The organism is Bacillus sp. B.PNR1, assembly GCF_030386235.1.
Taxonomy (GTDB): domain Bacteria; phylum Bacillota; class Bacilli; order Bacillales; family Bacillaceae; genus Bacillus; species Bacillus stercoris.
Map to the genome: position 1 here is coordinate 694,198 of NZ_JANYMN010000002.1, position 23,314 is coordinate 717,511.

General features: G+C 47.3%; 22 protein-coding genes. 19 read left to right on the top strand and 3 right to left on the bottom strand.

Annotated features, from left to right (window positions below; translation table 11 throughout):
• Positions 1–2 precede the first annotated feature (2 nt).
• Complete coding sequence (gene slrR, locus NZD81_RS14855) at positions 3–461, bottom strand: HTH-type transcriptional regulator SlrR (RefSeq protein ID WP_147772557.1); 459 nt, start codon at positions 459–461, stop codon at positions 3–5.
• Between the two features lie 245 nt (positions 462–706).
• On the opposite strand from slrR, the gene NZD81_RS14860 reads away from it, so the two are divergent.
• The 15 genes from NZD81_RS14860 to NZD81_RS14930 all read left to right on the top strand — a co-directional run bounded on the left by NZD81_RS14860 (position 707) and on the right by NZD81_RS14930 (position 16,447).
• Complete coding sequence (locus tag NZD81_RS14860; RefSeq protein WP_014665456.1) at positions 707–1,411, top strand: YveK family protein; 705 nt, start codon at positions 707–709, stop codon at positions 1,409–1,411.
• A gap of 5 nt (positions 1,412–1,416) precedes the next feature.
• Positions 1,417–2,100, top strand: a complete 684-nt coding sequence (epsB, locus tag NZD81_RS14865; protein ID WP_040081747.1) for a protein tyrosine kinase EpsB — start codon at positions 1,417–1,419, stop codon at positions 2,098–2,100.
• A 234-nt stretch (positions 2,101–2,334) separates the two neighbouring features.
• A complete protein-coding gene (locus tag NZD81_RS14870; RefSeq protein ID WP_187360230.1) occupies positions 2,335–4,155 on the top strand; it encodes a polysaccharide biosynthesis protein in 1,821 nt (606 codons plus the stop codon).
• Positions 4,156–4,166: 11 nt separating this feature from the next.
• Positions 4,167–5,312, top strand: a complete 1,146-nt coding sequence (locus NZD81_RS14875; protein ID WP_243571527.1) for a glycosyltransferase family 4 protein — start codon at positions 4,167–4,169, stop codon at positions 5,310–5,312.
• Complete coding sequence (gene epsE, locus NZD81_RS14880; protein ID WP_040081750.1) at positions 5,309–6,145, top strand: glycosyltransferase EpsE; 837 nt, start codon at positions 5,309–5,311, stop codon at positions 6,143–6,145. Before NZD81_RS14875 ends, epsE begins: the two co-directional genes overlap by 4 nt.
• Positions 6,138–7,292 (top strand): glycosyltransferase family 1 protein, encoded by a 1,155-nt coding sequence (locus tag NZD81_RS14885; protein WP_282373576.1) that lies wholly within the window; start codon positions 6,138–6,140, stop codon positions 7,290–7,292. The genes epsE and NZD81_RS14885 overlap by 8 nt, the downstream gene beginning before the upstream one ends.
• Positions 7,289–8,392 carry a biofilm exopolysaccharide biosynthesis protein EpsG gene (gene epsG, locus NZD81_RS14890; RefSeq protein ID WP_069838682.1) on the top strand — a complete coding sequence of 368 codons (1,104 nt, stop codon included), beginning with the start codon at positions 7,289–7,291 and terminating at the stop codon, positions 8,390–8,392. Before NZD81_RS14885 ends, epsG begins: the two co-directional genes overlap by 4 nt.
• A 24-nt stretch (positions 8,393–8,416) precedes the next feature.
• Positions 8,417–9,451, top strand: coding sequence for a glycosyltransferase family 2 protein (locus tag NZD81_RS14895; RefSeq protein WP_282373575.1), 1,035 nt, complete (start codon positions 8,417–8,419; stop codon positions 9,449–9,451).
• A 4-nt stretch (positions 9,452–9,455) separates the two neighbouring features.
• A complete protein-coding gene (locus tag NZD81_RS14900; RefSeq protein WP_282373574.1) occupies positions 9,456–10,532 on the top strand; it encodes a polysaccharide pyruvyl transferase family protein in 1,077 nt (358 codons plus the stop codon).
• Complete coding sequence (locus tag NZD81_RS14905; protein ID WP_040081755.1) at positions 10,529–11,563, top strand: glycosyltransferase; 1,035 nt, start codon at positions 10,529–10,531, stop codon at positions 11,561–11,563. The genes NZD81_RS14900 and NZD81_RS14905 overlap by 4 nt, the downstream gene beginning before the upstream one ends.
• A complete protein-coding gene (locus NZD81_RS14910; RefSeq protein WP_172640909.1) occupies positions 11,560–13,077 on the top strand; it encodes an MATE family efflux transporter in 1,518 nt (505 codons plus the stop codon). Before NZD81_RS14905 ends, NZD81_RS14910 begins: the two co-directional genes overlap by 4 nt.
• Positions 13,074–13,682, top strand: a complete 609-nt coding sequence (locus NZD81_RS14915; protein WP_014480945.1) for a sugar transferase — start codon at positions 13,074–13,076, stop codon at positions 13,680–13,682. Before NZD81_RS14910 ends, NZD81_RS14915 begins: the two co-directional genes overlap by 4 nt.
• Entirely contained in the window at positions 13,679–14,329 is a 651-nt protein-coding gene (locus tag NZD81_RS14920) for an acetyltransferase (RefSeq protein WP_040081757.1), read from the top strand. The genes NZD81_RS14915 and NZD81_RS14920 overlap by 4 nt, the downstream gene beginning before the upstream one ends.
• A gap of 4 nt (positions 14,330–14,333) precedes the next feature.
• Positions 14,334–15,500, top strand: coding sequence for a DegT/DnrJ/EryC1/StrS family aminotransferase (locus tag NZD81_RS14925; RefSeq protein WP_069150349.1), 1,167 nt, complete (start codon positions 14,334–14,336; stop codon positions 15,498–15,500).
• The gene (locus tag NZD81_RS14930; RefSeq protein WP_069150348.1) at positions 15,479–16,447 is read left to right on the top strand and encodes a polysaccharide pyruvyl transferase family protein; all 969 of its coding nucleotides are present in this window, start codon (positions 15,479–15,481) and stop codon (positions 16,445–16,447) included. The genes NZD81_RS14925 and NZD81_RS14930 overlap by 22 nt, the downstream gene beginning before the upstream one ends.
• Positions 16,448–16,456: 9 nt before the next feature.
• Here NZD81_RS14930 and yvfG read toward each other — a convergent pair whose 3' ends face one another.
• Positions 16,457–16,675 carry a protein YvfG gene (yvfG, locus tag NZD81_RS14935; protein WP_003219905.1) on the bottom strand — a complete coding sequence of 73 codons (219 nt, stop codon included), beginning with the start codon at positions 16,673–16,675 and terminating at the stop codon, positions 16,457–16,459.
• 78 nt (positions 16,676–16,753) lie between these two features.
• On the opposite strand from yvfG, the gene rpoN reads away from it, so the two are divergent.
• Entirely contained in the window at positions 16,754–18,064 is a 1,311-nt protein-coding gene (gene rpoN / locus NZD81_RS14940; protein ID WP_014665443.1) for an RNA polymerase factor sigma-54, read from the top strand.
• Between the two features lie 25 nt (positions 18,065–18,089).
• Here rpoN and lutP read toward each other — a convergent pair whose 3' ends face one another.
• Complete coding sequence (gene lutP / locus NZD81_RS14945) at positions 18,090–19,781, bottom strand: L-lactate permease LutP (RefSeq protein ID WP_040081762.1); 1,692 nt, start codon at positions 19,779–19,781, stop codon at positions 18,090–18,092.
• A 227-nt stretch (positions 19,782–20,008) separates the two neighbouring features.
• Here lutP and lutR point away from each other — a divergent pair, with 227 nt between their 5' ends.
• From lutR to ganS, 3 genes are all read left to right on the top strand, one after another.
• Positions 20,009–20,731: an L-lactate utilization/bacilysin biosynthesis transcriptional regulator LutR gene (lutR, locus tag NZD81_RS14950; RefSeq protein WP_014665441.1), complete on the top strand. Its 723-nt coding sequence runs from the start codon at positions 20,009–20,011 to the stop codon at positions 20,729–20,731.
• Positions 20,732–20,912: 181 nt separating this feature from the next.
• Positions 20,913–21,905 (top strand): galactan degradation operon transcriptional regulator GanR, encoded by a 993-nt coding sequence (gene ganR / locus NZD81_RS14955; protein WP_172640907.1) that lies wholly within the window; start codon positions 20,913–20,915, stop codon positions 21,903–21,905.
• 141 nt (positions 21,906–22,046) lie between these two features.
• The gene (gene ganS, locus NZD81_RS14960) at positions 22,047–23,312 is read left to right on the top strand and encodes an arabinogalactan oligomer ABC transporter substrate-binding protein GanS (protein WP_282373571.1); all 1,266 of its coding nucleotides are present in this window, start codon (positions 22,047–22,049) and stop codon (positions 23,310–23,312) included.
• The last annotated feature ends 2 nt before the right edge of the window (positions 23,313–23,314 follow it).

Genomic DNA, 23,314 nt, shown 5'->3' on the forward strand with positions numbered 1-23,314 from the left:
CATCATCTTCCCATCGTTTTTAAAAAGGATTTGACTTCATGGACAGTCAAGCCGATTTCTCTTGCTTCCGCCATCAGCGCTTTCCATTCTTCTATATTGGATTCGGTCAGTTTACGGTTGCGGTAAGAAGCCGTTTCAGGCTGTTCTTTCTTGAGTCTGTTCGTAAAAGTGAACAATTCTTCCTTTTCCATTCCAGCTTGTACGGCTTGTACTAAATGTACGCGCCACTCCTCTTCATCGCCGCTGATTTTTTCATACATCATTGTTTCTGCGTCAAATAATTCTGTTAATTCCACATCAAGTGTCGCCGAAACTTTTTTTAAAAATTGAACGGATGGATTCGTGTGAACGCCTCTTTCAATCTTGCTTAAATAGGATTTGGATACGCCTGACTCAACCGCCAGCTGATTAATAGAATAGCCTTTTCTTTTACGGTATAAACGGATAATTCTTCCAATCATAATGTGAAATTCTCCTCTATTCCTGTCGTTATTTTGTTCATTATAAGGAATTATTCGTTCTTTATAAAATTTAAAATAATAAGGGAAGTGCAGTAAATTAGAGGAAAATCATGATTTTGTTCTCTAAAGAGAACTTATTGGCTTATTTTGCAATTTTTAAATAATACTATTTTCTTTTATAATCCAATCATTAACAGAAAGGGGCGCGGGAAGCCAGCCGCGGGAAGGCTGAAGGCTATGAATACATGAATGAGAATATGAGTTTTAAAGAATTATATGCGATTGTCAGACACAGATTCGTGCTGATTCTGCTCATCACAATCGGCGTTACCCTGATTACGGGTTTTGTGCAATTTAAGGTTATTTCACCGACCTATCAGGCGTCGACACAGGTGCTGATTCATGAATCAGACGGTGAAGAAAACTCGAATCTCAGTGACATCCAGCGAAATCTTCAGTATAGCAGCACGTTCCAATCGATTATGAAAAGCACTGCCTTGATGGAAGAGGTCAAGGCGGAATTGCACCTATCTGAATCGGCTTCCTCGCTGAAAGGAAAAGTAATCACCAGCAGTGAAAATGAATCAGAAATTATCACCGTTGCCGTCCAGGATCACGATCCGGCGAAAGCGGCTGAGATTGCGAACACATTAGTGAACAAGTTTGAAAGAGCAGTAGATGAAAGAATGAATGTACAAGGCGTACATATATTATCAGAGGCGAAGGCTTCGGAAAGCCCGATGATCAAGCCGGCCCGGCTGCGAAATATGGTCATGGCTCTTGGCGCTGCTGTCATGGGCGGCATTACACTGGCATTTTTTCTGCATTTTCTCGATGATACGTGCAAAAGCGCACGGCAGCTCAGCGAGAGAACCGGATTGCCATGCTTAGGCTCCGTTCCTGATGTTCAAAAAGGGCGGAATCGCGGGATAAAACATTTCGGGGAGTGAAGCGAGTGATCTTTAGAAAAAAGAAAGCAAGGCGAGGTTTGGCTCAAATATCTGTTTTACACAATAAATCAGTTGTTGCGGAACAATATCGCACCATCCGGACAAACATTGAGTTCTCATCTGTCCAGACCAACTTGCGATCCATCCTCGTCACCTCCTCTGTGCCTGGTGAAGGTAAATCGTTCAGTGCAGCGAATCTTGCAGCTGTCTTTGCGCAGCAGCAGGAAAAGAAAGTGCTGCTGGTGGATGCCGATTTAAGAAAGCCGACCATCAATCAGACGTTTCAGGTTGAGAATGTAACCGGGCTGACAAATGTGCTGGTCGGTAATGCTTCACTCAGTGAGACGGTGCAAAAGACGCCGATCGATAACTTATACATCCTGACAAGCGGGCCGACCCCGCCAAATCCGGCAGAACTGCTGTCTTCAAAAGCAATGGGAGATTTAATATCTGACATCTATGAACAATTCAGCCTCGTCATCTTTGATTCCCCTCCGCTTTTGGCTGTTGCCGATGCTCAGATTCTGGCAAATCAGACAGACGGCAGCGTGCTCGTCGTTTTAAGCGGAAAAACAAAAACCGATACCGTCCTGAAAGCAAAAGATGCACTGGAACAATCCAATGCGAAGCTGTTAGGCGCTCTTTTAAACAAAAAGAAAATGAAAAAATCGGAACACTATTCCTACTAGTTTTTGGAAAGGTGATGTCTCCTGACCTGTATCAATGGAGGCACTCGGCTCTGCTGTGGGCAGCTGAAGTTGCTGCCTTAGATGCTGGTCGTCGCTGGCGGGGCGTGAGGATGGGTTAAATGCCCACTTATCTGATATATACATAGGACGTGTTGTCGGTTTAGCTGCTGCCGATGTTTTGGAGAGACGAAAACCGCCGCAGCTAAACCGATAAAAGAATTAGGGGGGAATAGGTTGAGTTACCGGAGAAGACTGTCAATGATTATTGCGCTGGATACTTACCTCGTTTTAAATTCAGTTATTGCAGGATATCAATTTTTAAAAGATTCCTATCAATTTTATGACTCCGGAGCATTACTGCTTACCGCTGTCAGCTTGCTCCTCAGCTATCATGTGTGTGCTTTCCTGTTCAATCAGTATAAACAGGTGTGGACATACACCGGGCTCGGCGAGCTGCTTGTCCTGCTTAAAGGCATTACGCTTTCCGCCGCTGTGACCGGCGTCATTCAGTATGCTGTGTATCATACGATGTTCTTTCGTCTGTTAACCGCGTGCTGGGTGCTTCAGCTTTTGTCCATTGGAGGGACCCGTATTTTATCCAGAGTATTAAACGAAAGCATTAGAAAAAAACGCTGCGCCTCGTCCCGCGCGCTGATTATCGGGGCGGGCTCGGGTGGGACTCTGATGGTCAGGCAGCTGCTTTCGAAAGATGAACCTGATATCATACCTGTTGCTTTTATTGATGACGATCAAACGAAACATAAATTAGAAATCATGGGGCTGCCCGTAATCGGCGGAAAAGAAAGTATCATGCCTGCGGTGCAAAAGCTCAAAATTAACTATATTATTATTGCCATTCCTTCACTCCGCACCCATGAGCTTCAGGTGTTATATAAAGAATGTGTGCGAACCGGAGTAAGCATTAAAATTATGCCTCATTTTGAGGAAATGCTGCTCGGCACACGAACTGCCGGACAAATCAGAGATGTAAAAGCTGAGGATCTGCTCGGCAGAAAGCCGGTGACCCTCGACACTAGCGAAATTTCAAACCGCATCAAAGGAAAAACAGTTCTCGTCACGGGAGCGGGCGGATCAATCGGCTCGGAAATCTGCCGGCAGATCAGCGCGTTTTTGCCTAAGGAAATCATTCTGCTCGGCCATGGGGAAAACAGCATTCATTCGATTTATACAGAGCTGAATGGACGATTCGGCAAACACATTGTGCTCCATACGGAAATCGCTGATGTGCAGGACCGCGATAAAATGTTTACCTTGATGAAAAAGTACGAGCCGCATGTTGTCTACCATGCAGCTGCCCATAAGCATGTCCCTTTAATGGAACACAATCCTGAAGAGGCGGTCAAAAACAATATTATCGGAACAAAAAATGTCGCGGAAGCAGCCGATATGTCGGGAACTGAGACATTCGTGCTGATTTCATCAGACAAAGCGGTGAACCCAGCCAATGTAATGGGGGCGACAAAACGGTTCGCGGAAATGATTATTATGAATCTTGGAAAAGTCAGCAGTACCAAATTTGTCGCTGTCCGCTTCGGCAATGTACTCGGGAGCCGCGGCAGCGTCATTCCGATTTTCAAAAAACAAATTGAAAAAGGCGGCCCTGTGACAGTAACACATCCGGCAATGACCCGCTATTTCATGACGATTCCCGAGGCATCAAGGCTTGTGATTCAGGCTGGGGTATTGGCGAAAGGGCGCCAGATTTTCGTTCTCGATATGGGGGAGCCCGTAAAGATTGTGGATCTGGCCAAAAACCTCATCCATTTGTCAGGCTACACGACAGAGCAGATTCCAATCGAATTCACAGGCATTCGTCCCGGCGAAAAAATGTATGAAGAATTACTGAACAAAAATGAAGTCCACGCTGAACAAGTCTTTCCAAAAATTCATATCGGCAAAGCGGTAGACGGCGACTGGCCGGTGCTGATGCGCTTTATCGAGGATTTCACTGAACTGTCGGAAGCCGACCTGAGAGCGAGGCTGTTTGCGGCAATCAATACATCAGACAACATGACGGCTGCCAGTGTTCATTAGGGGGAGTGAAAATGACGAAAAAGATATTGTTTTGCGCGACTGTTGATTATCATTTTAAGGCCTTTCACCTCCCTTATTTTAAATGGTTCAAGCGAATGGGCTGGGAGGTTCATGTCGCCGCGAGCGGACAAACCAAGCTGCCGTATGTGGATGAGAAATTCTCCATCCCGATTCGCAGGTCACCTTTTCACCTTCAGAATCTGTCCGTTTATAGGCAGCTGAAGAAAGTGATCGACACCCATGAATACGACATGGTTCATTGCCATACACCGGTAGGCGGCGTTCTCGCCAGGCTGGCGGCGCGGCAGGCGCGGCGGTGCGGAACGAAGGTGCTGTACACAGCGCACGGCTTTCACTTCTGCAAAGGGGCACCGATGAAAAATTGGCTTCTATACTATCCGGTCGAAAAGTGGCTTTCAGCATATACGGACTGCCTGATCACGATCAATGAAGAGGATTACACACGGGCGAAAGGACTTCAAAGGCCGGGCGGAAGGACGCAGAAAATTCACGGCATTGGCGTCAATACTGAGCGTTTCCGGCCTGTTAGCCCGAAAGAGCAGCAAAGACTCAGAGAAAAACACGGATTCCGTGAAGATGATTTTATATTGGTTTATCCGGCTGAGCTTAATGTGAACAAAAATCAGAAGCTGTTAATTGAAGCCGCAGCCTTGCTGAAAGAAAACATTCCTTCGCTCCGCCTTGTGTTTGCCGGGGAAGGGGCAATGGAACAAACGTATCGAACGTTAGCTGAAAAGCTTGGCGCTTCCGCCAATGTCCGTTTTTATGGCTTTTGCCGTGACATACATGAGCTGATTCAGCTTGCGGATGTATCTGTGGCATCCAGCATGAGAGAGGGCCTCGGCATGAATGTGCTTGAGGGAATGGCGGCGGAAAAACCGGCGATCGCCACAGATAACCGTGGGCATCGGGAAATCATCCGCGACGGAGAAAACGGTTTTCTGGTCAAAATCGGTGACAGTGCTGCTTTTGCCCGCCGGATTGAACAGCTTTACCATAAGCCGGAACTCTGCCGAAAGCTGGGACAGGAAGGCCGAAAAACAGCCTTGCGCTTTTCGGAGGCGCGAACGGTGGAAGAAATGGCAGATATTTATTCCGCGTACATGGATATGGATACAAAGGAGAAAAGCGTATGAACTCAGGACCGAAAGTTTCTGTCATTATGGGCATTTATAATTGCGAGCGCACGTTGGCAGAAAGCATAGAATCCATACTCAGCCAATCCTATAAAAATTGGGAGCTGATTTTGTGCGATGATGCGTCAACAGACGGCACGCTCCGCATCGCGAAGCAGTATGCCGCTCATTATAGCGACCGCATCAAACTGATTCGAAACAAAACAAACAAGCGGCTTGCCGCATCATTAAATCATTGTCTTTCGCATGCGACAGGCGATTATATCGCACGTCAGGACGGAGATGACCTTTCGTTTCCGCGCCGTCTGGAAAAGCAGGTCGCGTTTTTAGAAAAACACCGCCACTATCAGGTGGTTGGCACCGGCATGCTTGTGTTTGATGAATTTGGCGTAAGAGGCACCCGCATCCTGCCTTCTGTTCCGGAGCCGGGCGTCATGGCAAAAGGGACCCCATTTTGCCACGGCACGATTATGATGAGAGCGAGTGCCTACCGCACGCTGAAAGGCTACCGGTCGGTGCGCAGGACGAGACGAATGGAGGATATCGATTTGTGGCTTCGCTTTTTTGAAGAGGGCTTCAGGGGCTATAATCTTCAGGAAGCCTTGTATAAAGTGAGGGAAGACAGCGATGCATTCAAACGGCGGTCATTTACGTATTCGATCGACAATGCCATCCTTGTCTATCAGGCGTGCAGACGCTTGAAGCTTCCTATATCTGATTACATATATATCGCAAAACCGTTAATCCGCGCGTTTATGCCCGCAGCCGTGATGAATCGCTACCACAAAAAAAGGGTAATGAACCAAAAGGAAGGGCTTGTCAAGCATGAATAGCGGCCAAAAACGCGTGCTCCATGTTCTCAGCGGCATGAACAGGGGCGGCGCGGAAACCATGGTGATGAATTTATATCGGAAAATGGACAGAAGCAAAGTACAATTTGATTTTTTAACGTATCGAAATGATCCGTGCGCTTACGATGAAGAGATTTTATCCTTAGGCGGGCGGCTTTTTTATGTCCCGAGCATTGGGCAAAGCAATCCCCTTACATTTGTGAGGAATGTGAGTAACGCGATAAAAGAAAACGGGCCGTTCAGCGCCGTTCATGCGCATACAGATTTCCAAACGGGTTTTATCGCTCTTGCGGCAAGGCTCGCCGGAGTGCCGATCAGGGTCTGCCATTCCCACAATACGTCTTGGAAGACCGGCTTCAATTGGAAGGATCGCTTGCAGCTGATGGTGTTCAGGCGGCTCATCTTGGCGAATGCGACTGCACTGTGTGCCTGCGGAGAGGATGCGGGCAGGTTTTTATTTGGACAGTCCAACATGGAGCGGGAGCGTGTTCACCTCCTTCCGAACGGGATTGATCTTGAGCTGTTCGCCCCAAATGGGCAGGCGGCTGATGAAGAAAAAACAGCCCGCGGTATTGCAGCTGACCGGCTCATCATTGGCCATGTGGCCCGGTTTCATGAAGTGAAAAACCATGCGTTTCTCCTGAAGCTTGCCGCACATCTCAAAGAAAGAGGCGTTCGCTTTCAGCTTGTTCTCGCAGGAGACGGGCCGTTGCGAGGGGAGATAGAGGAGGAGGCGCGGCGGCAAGATCTGTTGTCAGAGGTTCTCTTTTTAGGCACTGAAGACCGCATTCATGAATTGATGCGCACATTCGATGTATTTGTTATGCCTTCTCTGTACGAAGGCTTGCCGGTTGTGCTTGTGGAAGCGCAGGCGTCGGGGCTTCCATGCATCATTTCAGACAGCATTACAGAAAAAGTCGACGCCGGGCTCGGGCTTGTCACAAGATTAAGTCTCTCTGAGCCGATCAGCGTTTGGGCTGAAACCATTGCAAGAGCGGCCGCCGCAGGCAGACCGAAGCGCGAGCTCATCAAGGAAACACTCGCCCAACTTGGCTACGATGCACAGCAAAATGTAGGAGCGCTGCTGAATGTATACAACATCCACACGGAAAAGGACAATAACCGATGATTGTATATGCCGTCAATATGGGGATTGTATTTGTTTGGTCTTGGTTCGCTAAAATGTGCGGCGGCCGTGACGATTCGCTTGCCACGGGGTATCGGCCGAATAAGCTTTTGATCTGGATTCCGCTCGCTTCACTTGTGCTCGTGTCAGGCCTCCGCTACCGAGTTGGCACGGATTTTCAGACGTACACACTGCTGTACGAATTGGCGGGCGATTATCAAAATGTGTGGCAGATATTCGGTTTCGGCACAGCGAAAACAGCGACAGATCCGGGGTTTACCGCACTCCTTTGGCTGATGAATTTTATCACAGAAGATCCGCAAATCATGTATTTTACGGTTGCGGTCGTGACCTATAGCTTTATTATGAAGACACTCGCCGACTATGGCAGGCCGTTTGAGCTGAGTGTCTTTTTATTTTTGGGAACCTTTCATTATTACGCGTCTTTTAACGGCATCAGGCAATACATGGTGGCAGCTGTTTTGTTTTGGGCGCTCCGTTATATCATCAGCGGGAACTGGAAGCGATATTTTCTGATTGTGCTGGTCAGCTCGCTCTTTCATTCGTCCGCGCTGATTATGATTCCAGTGTACTTTATTGTCAGAAGAAAAGCCTGGTCTCCGGCGATATTCGGCCTATCCGCTTTATTTCTCGGCATGACCTTTTTATATCAAAAATTTATTTCTGTGTTTGTCGTTGTACTTGAAAACAGCTCATACAGCCATTATGAAAAATGGCTCATGACGAACACAAATGGAATGAATGTGATCAAAATCGCTGTTTTGGTTCTGCCGCTGTTCCTTGCATTTTGCTATAAAGAACGACTGCGGAGTCTGTGGCCGCAAATTGATATTGTCGTCAATTTGTGCCTGCTAGGTTTTTTGTTCGGCCTTTTGGCCACAAAGGACGTGATTTTTGCCAGATTCAATATTTATTTCGGCCTGTATCAAATGATCCTAGTCCCTTATTTCGTCAGGATATTTGATGAAAAATCGAATGCTCTTATCTATATTGCTATCGTTGTTTGTTATTTTCTTTACAGTTATTTGCTTATGCCGGTTGATTCATCGGTTCTGCCTTACAGAACGATTTTTTCCCGGTAATTTATGCACGAGGAGCCGGTCATTATGGAAACACCTGCGGTTAGTCTGTTAGTCGCTGTTTATAACACAGAAACATATATCAGAACGTGTCTCGAATCACTACGGAACCAGACAGTGGACAATATTGAAATCATCATCGTCAATGACGGTTCAGCTGACGCCAGCCCGGATATCGCGGAAGAATACGCCAAAATGGACAACAGGTTTAAGGTGATTCATCAGGAAAACCAGGGGCTCGGTGCGGTTCGGAATAAAGGCATTGAAGCTGCACGCGGCGAATTTATCGCGTTTATCGATTCAGACGATTGGATCGAGCCTGATTATTGCGAGCAGATGCTCCGCGCAGCAGGCGATGAAACTGATCTGGTCATTTGCAATTACGCCGCGGAGTTTGAGGATACTGGCAAAACCATGGACTCAGACATTGCCCAAACCTATCAGGATCAGCCGAAGGAGCATTATATCAAGGCGTTATTCGAAGGGAAGGTCAGAGGGTTTTCATGGAACAAACTGTACAGAAGAAGCATGATTGAAGCCCATCGGCTGTCGTTTCCGCTCCGAGGCGAGCTGGAGCATGTCGAGGATCAGTTTTTCAGCTTCAGGGCTCATTTTTTCGCCCGCTCGGTATCCTACGTAAAAACGCCGCTCTATCATTACCGAATTCACCTTTCCTCCATTGTGCAGCGCTATCAGAAAAAACTGTTTGAATCAGGGCTTGCGCTGTATGAGGCGAATGCGGCGTTTTTACAGGAGAACAACAAACTGGAGGAGTACCGCAAGGAGCTTGATACCTTTATCGTTCTTCACAGCAGCATCTGTATGCTGAATGAATGGAAAACGAGCGGCAGCCGCCGGCTGTTTGAAAAGCTTAGAAATGTTGGCGTGATATGCGCGGACCGGGTGTTTCAAGAAAGTCTTTCAAAAACGGGAACAGCGCCTTTTGACGCAAAACGGTCATGCCTGCTTCTGATGGCGAAATACAGAATGATTCCGTTCGTCGCGATGGCATCGGCTGTGTATCAGCGGGTGATCGAGTACAAAATGAGAAACAGAGGGTGAGGACATGTCGTTACAATCGTTGAAAATTAATTTTGCAGAATGGCTGCTGCTTAAGGTCAAATACCCGTCCCAATATTGGCTGGGAGCGGCAGACCAGCCGGTAAAGGCCGCAGCACATCAGAAAAAAATCATACTGACCCTGCTGCCGTCACATGACAATTTGGGAGATCACGCAATTGCTTATGCCAGCAAGACATTTCTTGAGCAAGAATACCAGGACTTTGACATCATCGAGGTCGATATGAAGGACATTTACAAATCAGCAAAAAACCTGATCCGCTCGCGCCATCCGGAGGATATGGTCTTTATCATCGGCGGCGGAAACATGGGGGATTTATACCGTTATGAGGAGTGGACGCGCCGCTTCATCATTAAAACATTTCATGACTATCGGGTTGTCCAGCTTCCGGCAACGGCTCATTTTTCCGACACGAAAAAAGGGCGCAAAGAGCTGAAGCGGGCACAGAAAATTTATAATTCGCACCCGGGCCTGTTGCTGATGGCACGGGATGAAACAACGTATCAATTTATGAAACAGCATTTTCAAGAAAAAACAATTTTGAAGCAGCCTGACATGGTGCTGTATTTAGACAGAAGCAAGGCCCCCGCAGAGCGCGAAGGGGTTTATATGTGTTTGCGCGAGGACCAGGAAAGCGTGCTTCAGAAGGAGCAGAGAAACCGGGTCAAGGCAGCGCTATATGAGGAATTCGGCGAGATCAATTCCTTTACGACAACGATTGGGCGCCGGGTCAGCCGCGATACACGGGAACAAGAGCTTGAAGCACTGTGGTCTAAGCTGCAAAGCGCAGAAGCCGTCGTCACAGACAGGCTTCATGGCATGATTTTTTGCGCGCTGACAGGAACGCCGTGTGTTGTTATTCGCTCCTTTGACCATAAGGTGATGGAAGGCTATCAATGGCTCAAAGACATCCCATTCATGAAGCTGATTGAAGATCCGGAGCCGGAGCGTGTAACAGCCGCAGTCAATGAGCTTTTAACAAAAGAAACACCCCGTGGCGGCTTTCCGAGAGATGTGTATTTTAAAGGTCTGCGTGACAAAATCAGCGGTGAAGCGCAATGACCCCGCTCGTCAGCATTATTGTCCCGTTGTATAATGTTGAACCATTTATAGGGGAATGCATTGATTCTTTGCTTGGCCAAACGCTTTCTGATATTGAAATCATCCTCGTGAATGACGGAACACCGGATCGGTCAGGCGAAATTGCAGAGGATTATGCAAAAAGGGATGCGAGAATCCGGGTCATTCATCAGGCAAACGGCGGGCTTAGTTCAGCGCGAAATACGGGAATAAAGGCCGCGCGGGGCACTTACATCGGCTTTGTAGACGGAGACGATTATGTATCATCAGCCATGTTCCAGAGGCTGGCTGAAGAAGCGGAGCAAAATCGGCTCGACATCGCCGGATGCGGTTTTTACAAGCAGTCACCGGACAGGCGGACATATGTGGCGCCGCAGCTTGAGGCAAACCGCGTGCTGACAAAAAAAGAAATGACTGAATGGCTTAAATATGCTCACGAAACGAGATTTATCTGGTATGTATGGCGTTATCTTTACCGCCGTGAGCTTTTTGATAGGGCGAATCTGATGTTTGAGGAAGACATCCGTTTTGCTGAAGACTCTCCCTTTAATTTGTCCGCTTTTCGCGAAGCGGAGAGGGTGAAAATGCTTGATGAAGGATTGTACATTTATCGTGAAAACCCGAACAGCCTGACAGAAATTCCTTATAAGCCGGCGATGGATGAACATCTTCAAAAACAATATCAGGCTAAAATCGCATTCTACAATCACTATGGCTTAGCAGGCGCATGCCAAGAAGATCTGAATGTGTACATTTGCAGGCACCAGCTTCCGATGCTTTTGGCAAATGCCTGTGCTTCTCCGAATTCGCCGAAAGACATCAAAAAAAAGATCAGACAGATTTTGTCCTATGACATGGTGCGGCAGGCTGTCAGACATACACCGTTTCAGCATGAGAAATTATTAAGAGGAGAGCGTTTGATATTAGCACTGTGTAAATGGCGGCTCACTTTTCTCATCAAGCTGTTTTTCGAGCAGCGGGGGACGATGAAAGGCAGTGCGAAGCAGGCATGAAATTCACGATAAACTTCAGCGCGAATCTTACGGCTTTTCTCTTGTCTGTTTTCCTGTCGGTTTGGCTGACGCCTTTTATTGTCAAAACGCTCGGTGTGGAAGCGTTCGGCTTTGTTCACTTGACACAAAATGTGATTAATTACTTTTCGATTATCACCGTGGCTCTCAGCTCGGTTGTCGTTCGCTTCTTTTCTGTTGCTGCCCACAGGGGAGAGCGGGAGAAAGCAAATGCGTATATCAGCAATTATTTAGCGGCCTCTGTTTTGATTTCATTGCTTCTCTTGCTGCCGCTTGCGGGCTCGGCTTTTTTTGTTGACCGCGTTATGAATGTGCCGCAAGCGCTTTTGGCTGATGTGCGTGTGTCAATTTTGATCGGCAGTCTGCTGTTTATCTTAACGTTTCTGACGGCTGGTTTCGGGGCTGCACCATTTTATGCCAACCGCCTTTACATCACCAGTTCCATTCAGGCGGTGCAAATGCTTGTACGCGTGCTGTCTGTGCTGCTCCTGTTTGCATGCTTTGCGCCAAAAATCTGGCAGATCCAGCTTGCCGCTTTAGCTGGTGCTGTCATCGCGTCTGTACTGTCTTTCTATTTCTTCAAAAAGCTGATTCCGTGGTTTTCGTTCCGTATGAAGGATCTTTCATTCCGCACAAGCAAGGAGCTGTTTCAAGCGGGCGCATGGAGCTCCGTCAATCAAATCGGCGTCCTGCTTTTTTTGCAGATTGATCTGTTAACCGCCAATTTGATGCTTGGAGCGTCCGCATCCGGGAAATACGCGGCGATTATCCAGTTTCCGCTGCTTTTGCGCAGCTTGGCCGGAACGGTCGCATCCCTGTTTGCGCCTATCATGACTTCATATTATTCAAAAGGCGATATGGACGGATTGATGAATTACGCCAATAAGGCAGTGAGGCTGAATGGCCTTTTGCTTGCACTTCCTGCTGCCTTATTGGGCGGGTTGGCGGGGCCTTTTCTGACAATCTGGCTCGGACCGTCCTTTTCGTCGATAGCACCGCTTTTATTTATTCATGCCGGATACTTGGTGATCAGTCTCGCCTTTATGCCGCTGTTTTATATTTGGACCGCTTTTAATCAACAAAAAACACCGGCGATTGTTACCCTGCTGTTAGGCGCAGTGAATGTGGTGCTGGCCGTCACGCTGAGCGGGCCGGCTCATCTCGGTCTGTACGGCATAACATTGGCCGGGGCGATTTCCCTTATTTTAAAAAATGCCGTCTTCACGCCGCTTTTTGTATCCCGCATTACAGGCTGTAAAAAGCACGTGTTCTTTAAAGGCATCATCGGGCCTCTTTCAGCCGCTGTGTTTGCCTGGACGGTTTGTAAGGCCATGCAGTTTGTTGTGAAGATTGACGGCTGGACGTCACTGATAGTGACGGGAGTGACAGTCAGCTTTTGCTATGCTGTTTTCGCTTTTATGCTCGTTTGTACAAAAGAGGAAAGACAGCTGGTACTAAAACGGTTTCGAAAAACGAAAGGAGCTGTGAATCTTTGATCCTGAAACGACTTTTTGATCTGACGGCCGCCATTTTTTTGTTGTGCTGTACGAGTGTGATCATTCTGTTCACCATCGCCGTTGTCAGGCTGAAAATAGGATCACCTGTCTTCTTTAAGCAAGTAAGGCCGGGCCTGCACGGCAAACCGTTCACCCTGTATAAGTTCCGGACAATGACGGATGAACGGGACAGTGAAGGAAATCTGCTGCCCGATGAAGTTAGGCTGACGAAAACAGGCAGGCTGATCAGAAAGCTAAGCATTGATGAGCTTCCGCAGCTTCTGAATGTTCTGAAGGGCGATCTCAGCCTTGTCGGGCCGCGGCCGCTTTTGATGGACTATCTGCCCCTTTATACAGAAAAACAGGCCCGGCGCCATGAGGTGAAGCCGGGTATCACAGGCTGGGCGCAAATCAATGGCAGAAACGCGATTTCCTGGGAAAAGAAATTTGAATTAGATGTTTGGTACGTTGACAACCGATCATTTTTTCTCGATTTGAAAATTCTATGTTTGACGGTGCGAAAGGTTCTTGTTTCAGAAGGGATTCAGCAAACCAATCATGTGACCGCGGAACGGTTTACCGGAAGCGGAGATGTGTCCTCATGAAAAACGTGGCCATTGTGGGTGACGGCGGACACGGAAAGGTGATCAGAGAGCTGATTAACGCCCGCGCAGATACGCGTTTAGCCGCGGTGCTGGATGATAAATTCAAAACGTTCGAAGGCGGAAAAGAATGGTACACAGGCCCGCCGGAAGCTATTAGTGAATTGCGCAGGCTCATTCCCGATGTGCTGTTTTTGATTGCTGTTGGAAATAACAGTGTCAGAAAACAGCTGACTGAACGACTGGGACTGAAGAAAGATGATTTTATTACATTGATTCACCCGTCAGCCATTATCAGCAAATCGGCTTCTATCGGGGAAGGGACAGTGATTATGGCGGGCGCAATCATTCAGGCGGATGCGCGAATCGGCGCCCACTGCATCATCAATACGGGCGCAGTGGCAGAGCATGACAATCAAATCAGCGATTACGTTCATCTGTCCCCGCGTGTCACACTGTCAGGAGCGGTTTCCGTTCAGGAAGGCGCTCACGTTGGAACCGGTGCGTCCGTCATACCGCAGATCACAATCGGGGCTTGGAGCATTGTCGGCGCCGGCTCTGCGGTAATCCGTTCCATACCGGATAGGGTAACGGCGGCCGGGGCACCGGCACGCATCATTTCTTCCATTCAAACATCAAACAAAGGATGATTCTATGCATAAAAAAATCTACTTATCTCCCCCTCACATGAGCGGCAGGGAGCAGCACTATATTTCGGAAGCCTTTCGCTCAAACTGGATCGCGCCGCTTGGGCCGCTCGTGAATTTATTTGAAGAACAGCTGGCAGAACGCGTCGGTGTAAAAGCAGCAGCTGCGGTCAGCTCTGGAACGGCTGCGATTCATCTGGCGCTGCGTTTGCTTGAGGTAAAAGAAGGAGACAGCGTGTTTTGCCAGTCCTTCACATTTGTAGCAACCGCCAATCCGATTTTATATGAAAAAGCGGTGCCCGTCTTTATTGATTCTGAGCCTGACACATGGAATATGTCGCCGAAAGCCCTTGAAAGAGCATTGCAGGAAGCGAAAAGAAACGGAACTCTGCCAAAAGCCGTTATTGCCGTCAATCTATATGGGCAGAGCGCGAAAATGGATGACATTGTAAGCCTGTGTGATGCATACGGAGTTCCTGTCATTGAGGACGCAGCCGAATCTCTCGGAACAGTCTACAAAGGGAAGCAAAGCGGGACATTCGGGCGCTTCGGCATTTATTCATTTAACGGGAACAAAATCATCACCACATCAGGCGGAGGGATGCTCGTTTCAAATGATGAAGCCGCAATGGAAAAAGCAAGATTTCTCGCTTCGCAGGCTCGAGAGCCGGCTGTTCATTATCAGCACAGTGAAATGGGGCATAATTACAGGCTGAGCAATATTTTAGCCGGTGTCGGCATTGCCCAGCTTGAGGTGCTGGATGAGCGCGTAGAGAAAAGAAGGACCATTTTCACGAGATACAAAAATGCGCTCGGTCACTTAGACGGCGTCCGCTGTATGCCGGAGTACGCAGCAGGCGTATCCAATCGCTGGCTCACCACGCTCACGCTTGATAACGGGCTCAGCCCCTATGACGTAGTTCAACGTCTTGCTGAAGAAAACATTGAAGCCCGTCCGCTGTGGAAGCCGCTTCATACCCAGCCGCTGTTCGATCCGGCTTTATTTTATTCCCATGAAGATACAGGAAGCGTATGCGAAGAGCTTTTCAAGCAAGGGATCTGTCTCCCATCCGGGTCAAATATGACAGAAGATGAGCAAGATCGGGTCATTGACGTGCTACTGCACTTATTCCAAAATGCCGAGGTGAAGAAATGGACAGCAAGCATTCGATGATCAGCCTGAAACAGAAACTGTCCGGGCTGCTCGACGTCATTCCGAAACAATCTGAGATCGTATATGCGGACTATCCTCTATATGGGAATGTAGGGGATTTATTTATTATGAAAGGAACAGAAGCCTTCTTTCAAGAACACGCGATTCGGGTCAGAAAACGCTGGAATCCCGACAATTTTCCAGTCGGGCGAAAGCTGGACCCTAATCTTATCATTGTCTGCCAGGGAGGCGGAAACTTCGGGGATCTGTATCCGTATTATCAAGGCTTTAGAGAGAAAATTATCCAAACCTATCCGAACCACAAAATTGTGATCCTGCCGCAATCGATTTATTTTCAAAACAAAAACAACCTCAAGCGGACGGCGGAGATATTTTCTAAGCATGCGAATCTCCACATCATGACAAGGGAAAAAGCCTCCTATGCTACGGCACAGGCTTATTTTTCAAGAAATCATATTCAGCTTCTGCCTGATATGGCTCATCAGCTGTTTCCCGTCATTCCCACGCAGCAGCCGTCTAATCAAAAGCTGAGATTTATCCGAACAGATCATGAAGCAAACCAGGAGCTTCAGGAACACGCTAAAGCGGAGAGCTACGACTGGCGCACGGTCCTGTCAGCTTCAGACCGCCGGACGATCGCTTTTCTGCAAACGCTCAACGTCCTGAACAAAAAAGCGGGCAACCCTTTGCCTATTGCGTATATATGGGGAAAATACTCGGATTATATCGTCAAAAAAGCCATTCGGTTTTTCAGCCGTTACGAATCGGTGGAAACATCAAGGCTGCACGGCCACATCTTGTCTTCTCTTCTTCAAAAAGAAAACACGGTCATTGATAATTCCTATGGGAAAAACGCCAATTACTTTCATACCTGGATGGAAGGAGTGCCAAGCACCCGGCTCATCCAGGACGCCTCAAAGAAGGAAAACCTTCCTGCTCACATGTGAGCGGAAGGTTTATTTTGATTCTCCACGTTTGACTTTGTTGTATGCTTCATCTAAATGCTGAATCCGCTTTAAGACGACAGCGTTTTTCGTCAGCTGGTCTTGCACGAGCGTTGAGACGACGGAACGGTAGTAGCTGTTCATCGCGTGGATTTTATCCTCAGACTGATTCATTTCAATATGCTGTTTTAAATTCTCAATAAAATAAGGGACGGAAAAAAGTTCAGACATTTCTTTGGCAGCTCCTTTTTCATAAATGTATACGGTGTGATCTCAATCATGTACAATGAAGAAAGGGGAGTGAGCAAGATGGATATGAAACTTCAGCAAGTACAAGTATTAAAGCCTCAACTGACACAGGAGCTCAGGCAGGCCATCACGCTGCTTGGCTATCATTCGGCAGAGCTTGCCGAGTACATTGATGAGCTCTCACTGGAAAACCCTCTTATTGAACGAAAGGAAACAGACACACCGCCACTATCTTACCATAAAACAAATAAAAACAGGATGAATGCACAGGAAGCGGGCCTTCAATTAAGTGATCCGCAAAAAACATTGCAGGATGCGTTAAAACAGCAGTCACTCGATATGAATCTGTCAAACACTGAAAAAAAGATTTTTAATTATCTGATTTATTCGCTTGATTCAAACGGATACTTGGAAGAAGATGTGGAGGAGGCGGCACAGCGCTTATCTGTATCGGCCAACGAAACAGAGGCTGTTTTGGCAAAACTCCAGTCACTAGAGCCGGCTGGAATCGGCGCGAGATCTTTGCAGGAATGCATCCTTCTTCAATTACAGCGGCTGCCGAACAGAAATGAACACGCGGAAATGCTTGTTTCTGCTCATTTTGATGCTTTTGCGCAAAAAAAGTGGAAAGCGCTTTCAGTGGAGACTGGAATTCCGCTTGATACCATTCAGGATATCTCAGATGATATAGCGGCTCTTCATCCAAGACCGGGTCTTCTGTTTGCCCGGCCAGAGCAAGATGTGTATATCGAGCCTGACATTTTTATCACCGTAAAAAACGGGCACATCGCAGCGGAGCTGAATACCCGCTCGTTTCCCGAAATCGATCTGCATCCGCAGTACAGTACGCTTTTATCATCCGGCTCCTGTCAGGATACTGTCTCTTATTTATCCGCGAAATATCAGGAATGGCGCTGGCTGAGCCGCGCGCTGCGGCAGCGAAAACAGACCATCACGAGGATAATCAATGAGCTGATCACACGCCAAAAGGATTTCTTTCTGAAAGGGCGAAGCGCAATGAAACCGCTGACTCTCAGGGAGATAGCAGACTGCTTAAGCCTTCATGAATCAACTGTGAGCCGGGCCATTAAAGGAAAAACGATTCAAACGCCTTACGGGCTGTTTGAGATGAAACTCTTTTTCTCAGCAAAAGCCGAGGCTTCAGGAGATGGAGATGCGTCGAATTATGCAGTCAAAATGCATCTTGAAGACCTGATCAATCAAGAGGACAAAACAAAACCGCTCTCAGATCAAAAGCTTGCCGAATTGCTATATGAACAGCACGGCATCCAAATCTCGAGACGCACCGTGGCTAAATACCGCGATCAGATGAATATACCGTCTTCGGCAGCGAGAAAACGGTATAAATAAAAACCTCCCATGTTGGGAGGTTTTTTTAAGGAATCATCCAGCTGAACACATGATGCTGCAAAAAGGTGATGATACAAACGAGCAGCAGCAAAAACAGACTGTGTTTAATGGTAAAGCGGAAAAGATCTGACTCCTTTCCGGCGAGTCCTACCGCCGCGCATGCCACCGCAATCGACTGCGGCGAAATCATTTTTCCTGTGACACCGCCTGAAGAGTTGGCGGCGACAGACAGAACAGGGTCCATGCCGACCGATAACGCGGTGACTTTCTGCAGGTTGCCGAACAGCAGGTTGGCAGAAGTATCCGAGCCGGTAATGAAGACGCCGAGCCAGCCGAGAACAGGCGAAAAGAAGGTAAACATCGAACCCGTCAGCGCGAGTGTCATCCCGAGTGTCGTGCTCATTCCTGAGGAGTTTGTGACATAGGCAAAACCAACCACAGATGCGATGGTCAAAATCGGAAGCTTCAACTCTTGGATTGTTTCTTTAAAAACGGCTCCCCAGTCTTTCCACGAAATTGCCGTGATGAATTTTGACAGCACAGCGGCAATCAAGATGGCGGTGCCGGCTGAACCGAGCACGTCAAGCTTGTAAACCGCTTCAATCGGCGTACCGTCAGCATTGGCAATCTGATTGTTCAAAAAAGGCACACCAGGGGCAAAAGTCAGTTTTTCCCCAACAGCATTCAACCATGTCAAGAACACAGCAGAGCCTTCATAATGCCCGGTCAGCGCGGATTTGACAGATGGAATGCCCCATACGGAAATCATCACCGTCAGCAGCAGAAATGGCGACCAAGCCTTGAAAATCTGTCCGCCGCTGTACGCAGGCGCTGTCGGATTCATTTGCGCCGTTTCAATCGCAGCGGCCGATTCCTGTTCACCGGCAAACCGGAATGTTGTTTTCGGCTTCCACCATTTCAAAAACACAGCAAGCGCAGCCATTGAAACAAGCGCTGACAAAACATCAGGCAGCTCAGGCCCTAAAAAATTGGAACTGAGATATTGAACAACAGCAAAGGAAACACCGGATACGAGAATCGCCGGCCAGACCTCCAAGGCTTTCCTGAACCCGCTCATAATGATGATTAAATAAAGTGGAATAAATACGGATAAAAACGGCAGCTGCCGCCCGACCATTTGTGAAATCTCCATCGCCGGAATCCCTGTCGGCCCTTCTACGGCTGTAATTGGAATTCCAATTGCGCCAAAGGCGACAGGCGCCGTATTGGCGATCAAACAGATCCCCGCCGCATAAAGAGGATTAAAGCCGAGACCGACCAAAAGCGCGGCAGAAATGGCGACAGGCGCTCCGAAGCCTGCAGCCCCTTCTAAAAAAGCCCCGAATGAAAAAGCGATCAAGAGGGCTTGAAGCCGCCGGTCATCAGTAATCGAGAGAACCGAACTGCGAATGATATCAAACTGCCCCGTTTTCACAGTGATTTTATACAAAAAAACAGACGTCACAATGATCCAGCCAATCGGCAATATGCCGTATACGGCTCCTTGTGTCGCCGACATCAGCGCTTTTTCCGCAGGCATCCGATAAACCAATACAGCAATGACAAGGGCGATCCCCAATGTGGCCAAGCCCGCTGTATACCCCTTCATCCGTTTAATCGCGAGTGCCCAAAAAAAGAAAATAATCGGTACAAGTGCGGCAAGCGCTGATAAAAGCAAATTTCCCCCTATAGGCGTATATGCCTGTGTCCATTGCATCCCAAACCCCTCCTTGAAACATAAACTGGCGTTGTGTGTAAGCGGTTTCTATAGATGATATGATCATCTGATGACTGGGTAATAAGACCAGTTACCTAGCATTATATTTTGAAAAAAATCAAAGTACAAGACTTTTTGACAAAATAGTCAAAATCTTTTGGCGGCCCATAAAACAGAGTATAATAGATCGTAAACAGCCAGACCTACAAGTTACGGGGTGAATTGCATTGAAATACAAACAGATTAAAACAAAAAAAATATATGAAGAAGTAGCGGATGCACTATTAGATATGATCAAAAACGGCGAATTGAAGCCTGGAGATAAACTGGACTCTGTTCAGGCGCTTGCTGAGAGCTTTCAAGTCAGCCGTTCAGCGGTTCGAGAAGCACTTTCTGCGCTAAAAGCGATGGGGCTTGTCGAAATGAAACAGGGGGAAGGCACGTACCTGAAGGAATTTGAGCTCAATCAAATTTCTCAGCCGCTCTCAGCCGCCCTTCTTATGAAAAAAGAGGACGTCAAGCAGCTGCTCGAGGTCAGAAAACTGCTTGAACTCGGCGTGGCGTCATTAGCTGCTGAAAAAAGGACAGAAGCAGATCTCGAAAGAATTCATGATGCACTAAAGGAAATGGGGAGCATTGAAGCAGACGGGGAGTTGGGAGAGAAAGCAGATTTTGCATTTCATCTGGCGCTTGCGGACGCTTCTCAAAATGAACTTCTTAAACACTTGATGAATCACGTATCATCATTGCTGCTGGAAACAATGAGAGAAACGCGGAAAATCTGGCTGTTTTCCAAGAAGACCTCAGTTCAGCGGCTGTATGAGGAGCACGAACGGATTTACAATGCCGTGGCTGCCGGGAACGGTGCACAGGCGGAAGCCGCCATGCTGGCGCACTTGACGAATGTGGAAGATGTGCTTTCGGGATATTTCGAGGAAAATGTGCAATAACCAACTCATTTCCCGGGCAATTCTGCCGGTTCCGGATGATACGAACAACTGAGACTGAGCCGCAAATGGTTCAGTCTTTTTACATGAGGCAGCCAGGGGCTTTGTACGCTTGACATTTTTGAAAAAGAAAGTAAAATATTTTACTAAAATGAATGCGAGCTGCATAATGGAGGCAGATGCAATGGCGACAATTAAAGATATCGCGCAGGAAGCGGGATTTTCAATCTCAACCGTTTCCCGCGTTTTAAATAACGATGAAAGCCTTTCTGTTCCTGATGAGACACGGGAGAAAATCTATGAAGCGGCGGAGAAACTCAATTACCGCAAAAAAACAGTAAGGCCGCTGGTGAAACATATTGCGTTTTTATATTGGCTGACAGATAAAGAAGAATTGGAAGATGTCTATTTTAAAACGATGAGATTGGAAATAGAGAAACTGGCGAAAGCATTCAATATCGATATAACCACTTATAAAATATCAGATGGAATCGAGTGCATTCCTGAACATACGGAAGGGTTTATTGCCGTCGGCACATTTTCAGATGAAGAGCTGGCTTTCCTTAGAAATCTCACTGAAAACGGCGTCTTTATCGATTCAACTCCTGATCCCGATTATTTTGACTCGGTAAGGCCTGACTTAGCACAAATGACAAGGAAGACGGTAAACATCCTGGCTGAGAAGGGACATAAAAGCATCGGTTTTATCGGCGGCACATACAAAAATCCGAACACCAATCAGGATGAAATGGACATCCGTGAACAAACCTTCAGAGCCTATATGAGGGAAAAAGGCATGCTGGACGAGCGATATATTTTCTGTCATCGCGGATTCTCTGTAGAAAACGGCTACCGCCTGATGTCAGCGGCGATCGAGACATTAGGCGACCAGCTTCCGACTGCTTTTATGATCGCAGCGGACCCGATTGCAGTGGGCTGTCTGCAAGCCCTGAACGAAAAAGGAATTACCATACCGAACAGGGTAAGTATTGTGAGTATCAACAACATCAGCTTCGCGAAGTATGTCTCACCTCCTCTGACGACGTTTCATATTGATATACATGAATTATGTAAAAACGCTGTTCAATTGCTGCTTGAACAAGTGCAGGACAAGAGAAAGACGGTAAAAACTTTATATGTGGGCGCGGAATTAATCGTCAGAAAGAGTATGAATTAAAAACGGCTTAGGACACTAAGCCGTTTTTTTAATTAGGTAAAATAATTTACCTAAAGTAGTAAATAGTTTGTTTACACATTTTCTCAAGCGTGCTATATTATTTTAAAAGCGCTTTCATTTCTACCGAAAGGGTGACAATCAATGAAAAAGGCAAAAAGGTGTTCCGTACTCATGCTCTGCGCAGCTGTCAGTTTATCCTTGGCGGCTTGCGGCCCAAAGGAAAGCAGCAGCGCCAAATCGAGTTCAAAAGGGTCGGAGCTTGTCGTGTGGGAGGATAAGGAAAAAAGCATCGGCATTAAAGACGCCGTGGCTGCGTTTGAAAAAGAGCACGATGTGAAGGTCAAAGTCGTTGAAAAACCGTATGCCAAGCAGATTGAAGATTTGCGAATGGACGGACCGGCCGGCACAGGCCCTGACGTGTTAACAATGCCAGGTGACCAAATCGGAACGGCTGTCACGGAAGGATTACTCAAGGAATTACATGTCAAAAAAGACGTTCAATCACTTTATACTGACGCTTCCATTCAGTCTCAAATGGTCGATCAAAAGCTTTATGGACTGCCAAAAGCAGTTGAAACGACTGTGCTGTTTTACAACAAAGCTCTCATCTCAGAAAAGGAATTGCCCAAAACGCTGGAAGAGTGGTACGACTATTCCAAAAAGACTGCTGATGGCAGCAAATTTGGCTTTTTAGCCTTATTCGATCAAATTTATTATGCGGAAAGTGTAATGAGCGGATACGGCGGATACATTTTTGGAAAGGACAAAGACGGCAGCTATAACCCATCAGACATTGGAATCAATAATGAAGGCGCTGTCAAAGGTGCGGCGCTGATGCAGAAGTTTTACAAAGAGGGCTTATTCCCGGCAGGCATTATTGGAGAACAAGGGATTAACGTGTTGGAATCACTGTTCACAGAAGGAAAAGCCGCCGCGATCATTTCTGGTCCATGGAATGTAGAAGCCTTTTCGAAAGCAGGAATCAATTATGGCATTACGAAACTGCCGAAGCTGGAAAATGGGAAAAACATGAGTTCCTTTATCGGCGTTAAAAGCTACAACGTCAGCGCATTTTCAAAGAATGCGGAGCTGGCGCAAGAATTAGCCGTATTCCTGGCAAATGAAAAAAATTCTAAAACACGATATGAAGAGACGAAAGAAGTTCCTGCTGTGAAATCCCTAGCCAATGACCCGGCTATTATGAAAAGTGAGGCGGCACGGGCTGTTACTGAACAATCCCGCTTCTCAGAGCCAACACCAAATATTCCGGAAATGAATGAAATATGGACGCCGGCTGATTCAGCATTACAGACAGTTGCAACAGGGAAGGCGGATCCGAAACAAGCATTGGATCAAGCAGCTGAAACGGCCAAAGGACAAATTAAGGCAAAGCACAGCGGAAAATAAAG

Excerpts from the sequence above, each read along its gene's own strand:
- epsE (WP_040081750.1), top strand. The coding sequence starts at position 5,309 with ATGAACTCAGGACCGAAAGTTTCTGTCATTATGGGCATTTATAATTGC.
- NZD81_RS14885 (WP_282373576.1), top strand. The coding sequence starts at position 6,138 with ATGAATAGCGGCCAAAAACGCGTGCTCCATGTTCTCAGCGGCATGAAC.
- NZD81_RS14920 (WP_040081757.1), top strand. The coding sequence starts at position 13,679 with ATGAAAAACGTGGCCATTGTGGGTGACGGCGGACACGGAAAGGTGATC.
- ganR (WP_172640907.1), top strand. The coding sequence starts at position 20,913 with ATGGCGACAATTAAAGATATCGCGCAGGAAGCGGGATTTTCAATCTCA.
- lutP (WP_040081762.1), bottom strand. The coding sequence starts at position 19,781 with ATGCAATGGACACAGGCATATACGCCTATAGGGGGAAATTTGCTTTTA.
- epsG (WP_069838682.1), top strand. The coding sequence starts at position 7,289 with ATGATTGTATATGCCGTCAATATGGGGATTGTATTTGTTTGGTCTTGG.
- ganS (WP_282373571.1), top strand. The coding sequence starts at position 22,047 with ATGAAAAAGGCAAAAAGGTGTTCCGTACTCATGCTCTGCGCAGCTGTC.
- NZD81_RS14900 (WP_282373574.1), top strand. The coding sequence starts at position 9,456 with ATGTCGTTACAATCGTTGAAAATTAATTTTGCAGAATGGCTGCTGCTT.
- NZD81_RS14875 (WP_243571527.1), top strand. The coding sequence starts at position 4,167 with ATGACGAAAAAGATATTGTTTTGCGCGACTGTTGATTATCATTTTAAG.
- NZD81_RS14910 (WP_172640909.1), top strand. The coding sequence starts at position 11,560 with ATGAAATTCACGATAAACTTCAGCGCGAATCTTACGGCTTTTCTCTTG.
- NZD81_RS14930 (WP_069150348.1), top strand. The coding sequence starts at position 15,479 with ATGGACAGCAAGCATTCGATGATCAGCCTGAAACAGAAACTGTCCGGG.
- NZD81_RS14925 (WP_069150349.1), top strand. The coding sequence starts at position 14,334 with ATGCATAAAAAAATCTACTTATCTCCCCCTCACATGAGCGGCAGGGAG.
- NZD81_RS14895 (WP_282373575.1), top strand. The coding sequence starts at position 8,417 with ATGGAAACACCTGCGGTTAGTCTGTTAGTCGCTGTTTATAACACAGAA.
- NZD81_RS14860 (WP_014665456.1), top strand. The coding sequence starts at position 707 with ATGAATGAGAATATGAGTTTTAAAGAATTATATGCGATTGTCAGACAC.
- rpoN (WP_014665443.1), top strand. The coding sequence starts at position 16,754 with ATGGATATGAAACTTCAGCAAGTACAAGTATTAAAGCCTCAACTGACA.
- NZD81_RS14905 (WP_040081755.1), top strand. The coding sequence starts at position 10,529 with ATGACCCCGCTCGTCAGCATTATTGTCCCGTTGTATAATGTTGAACCA.
- yvfG (WP_003219905.1), bottom strand. The coding sequence starts at position 16,675 with ATGTCTGAACTTTTTTCCGTCCCTTATTTTATTGAGAATTTAAAACAG.
- slrR (WP_147772557.1), bottom strand. The coding sequence starts at position 461 with ATGATTGGAAGAATTATCCGTTTATACCGTAAAAGAAAAGGCTATTCT.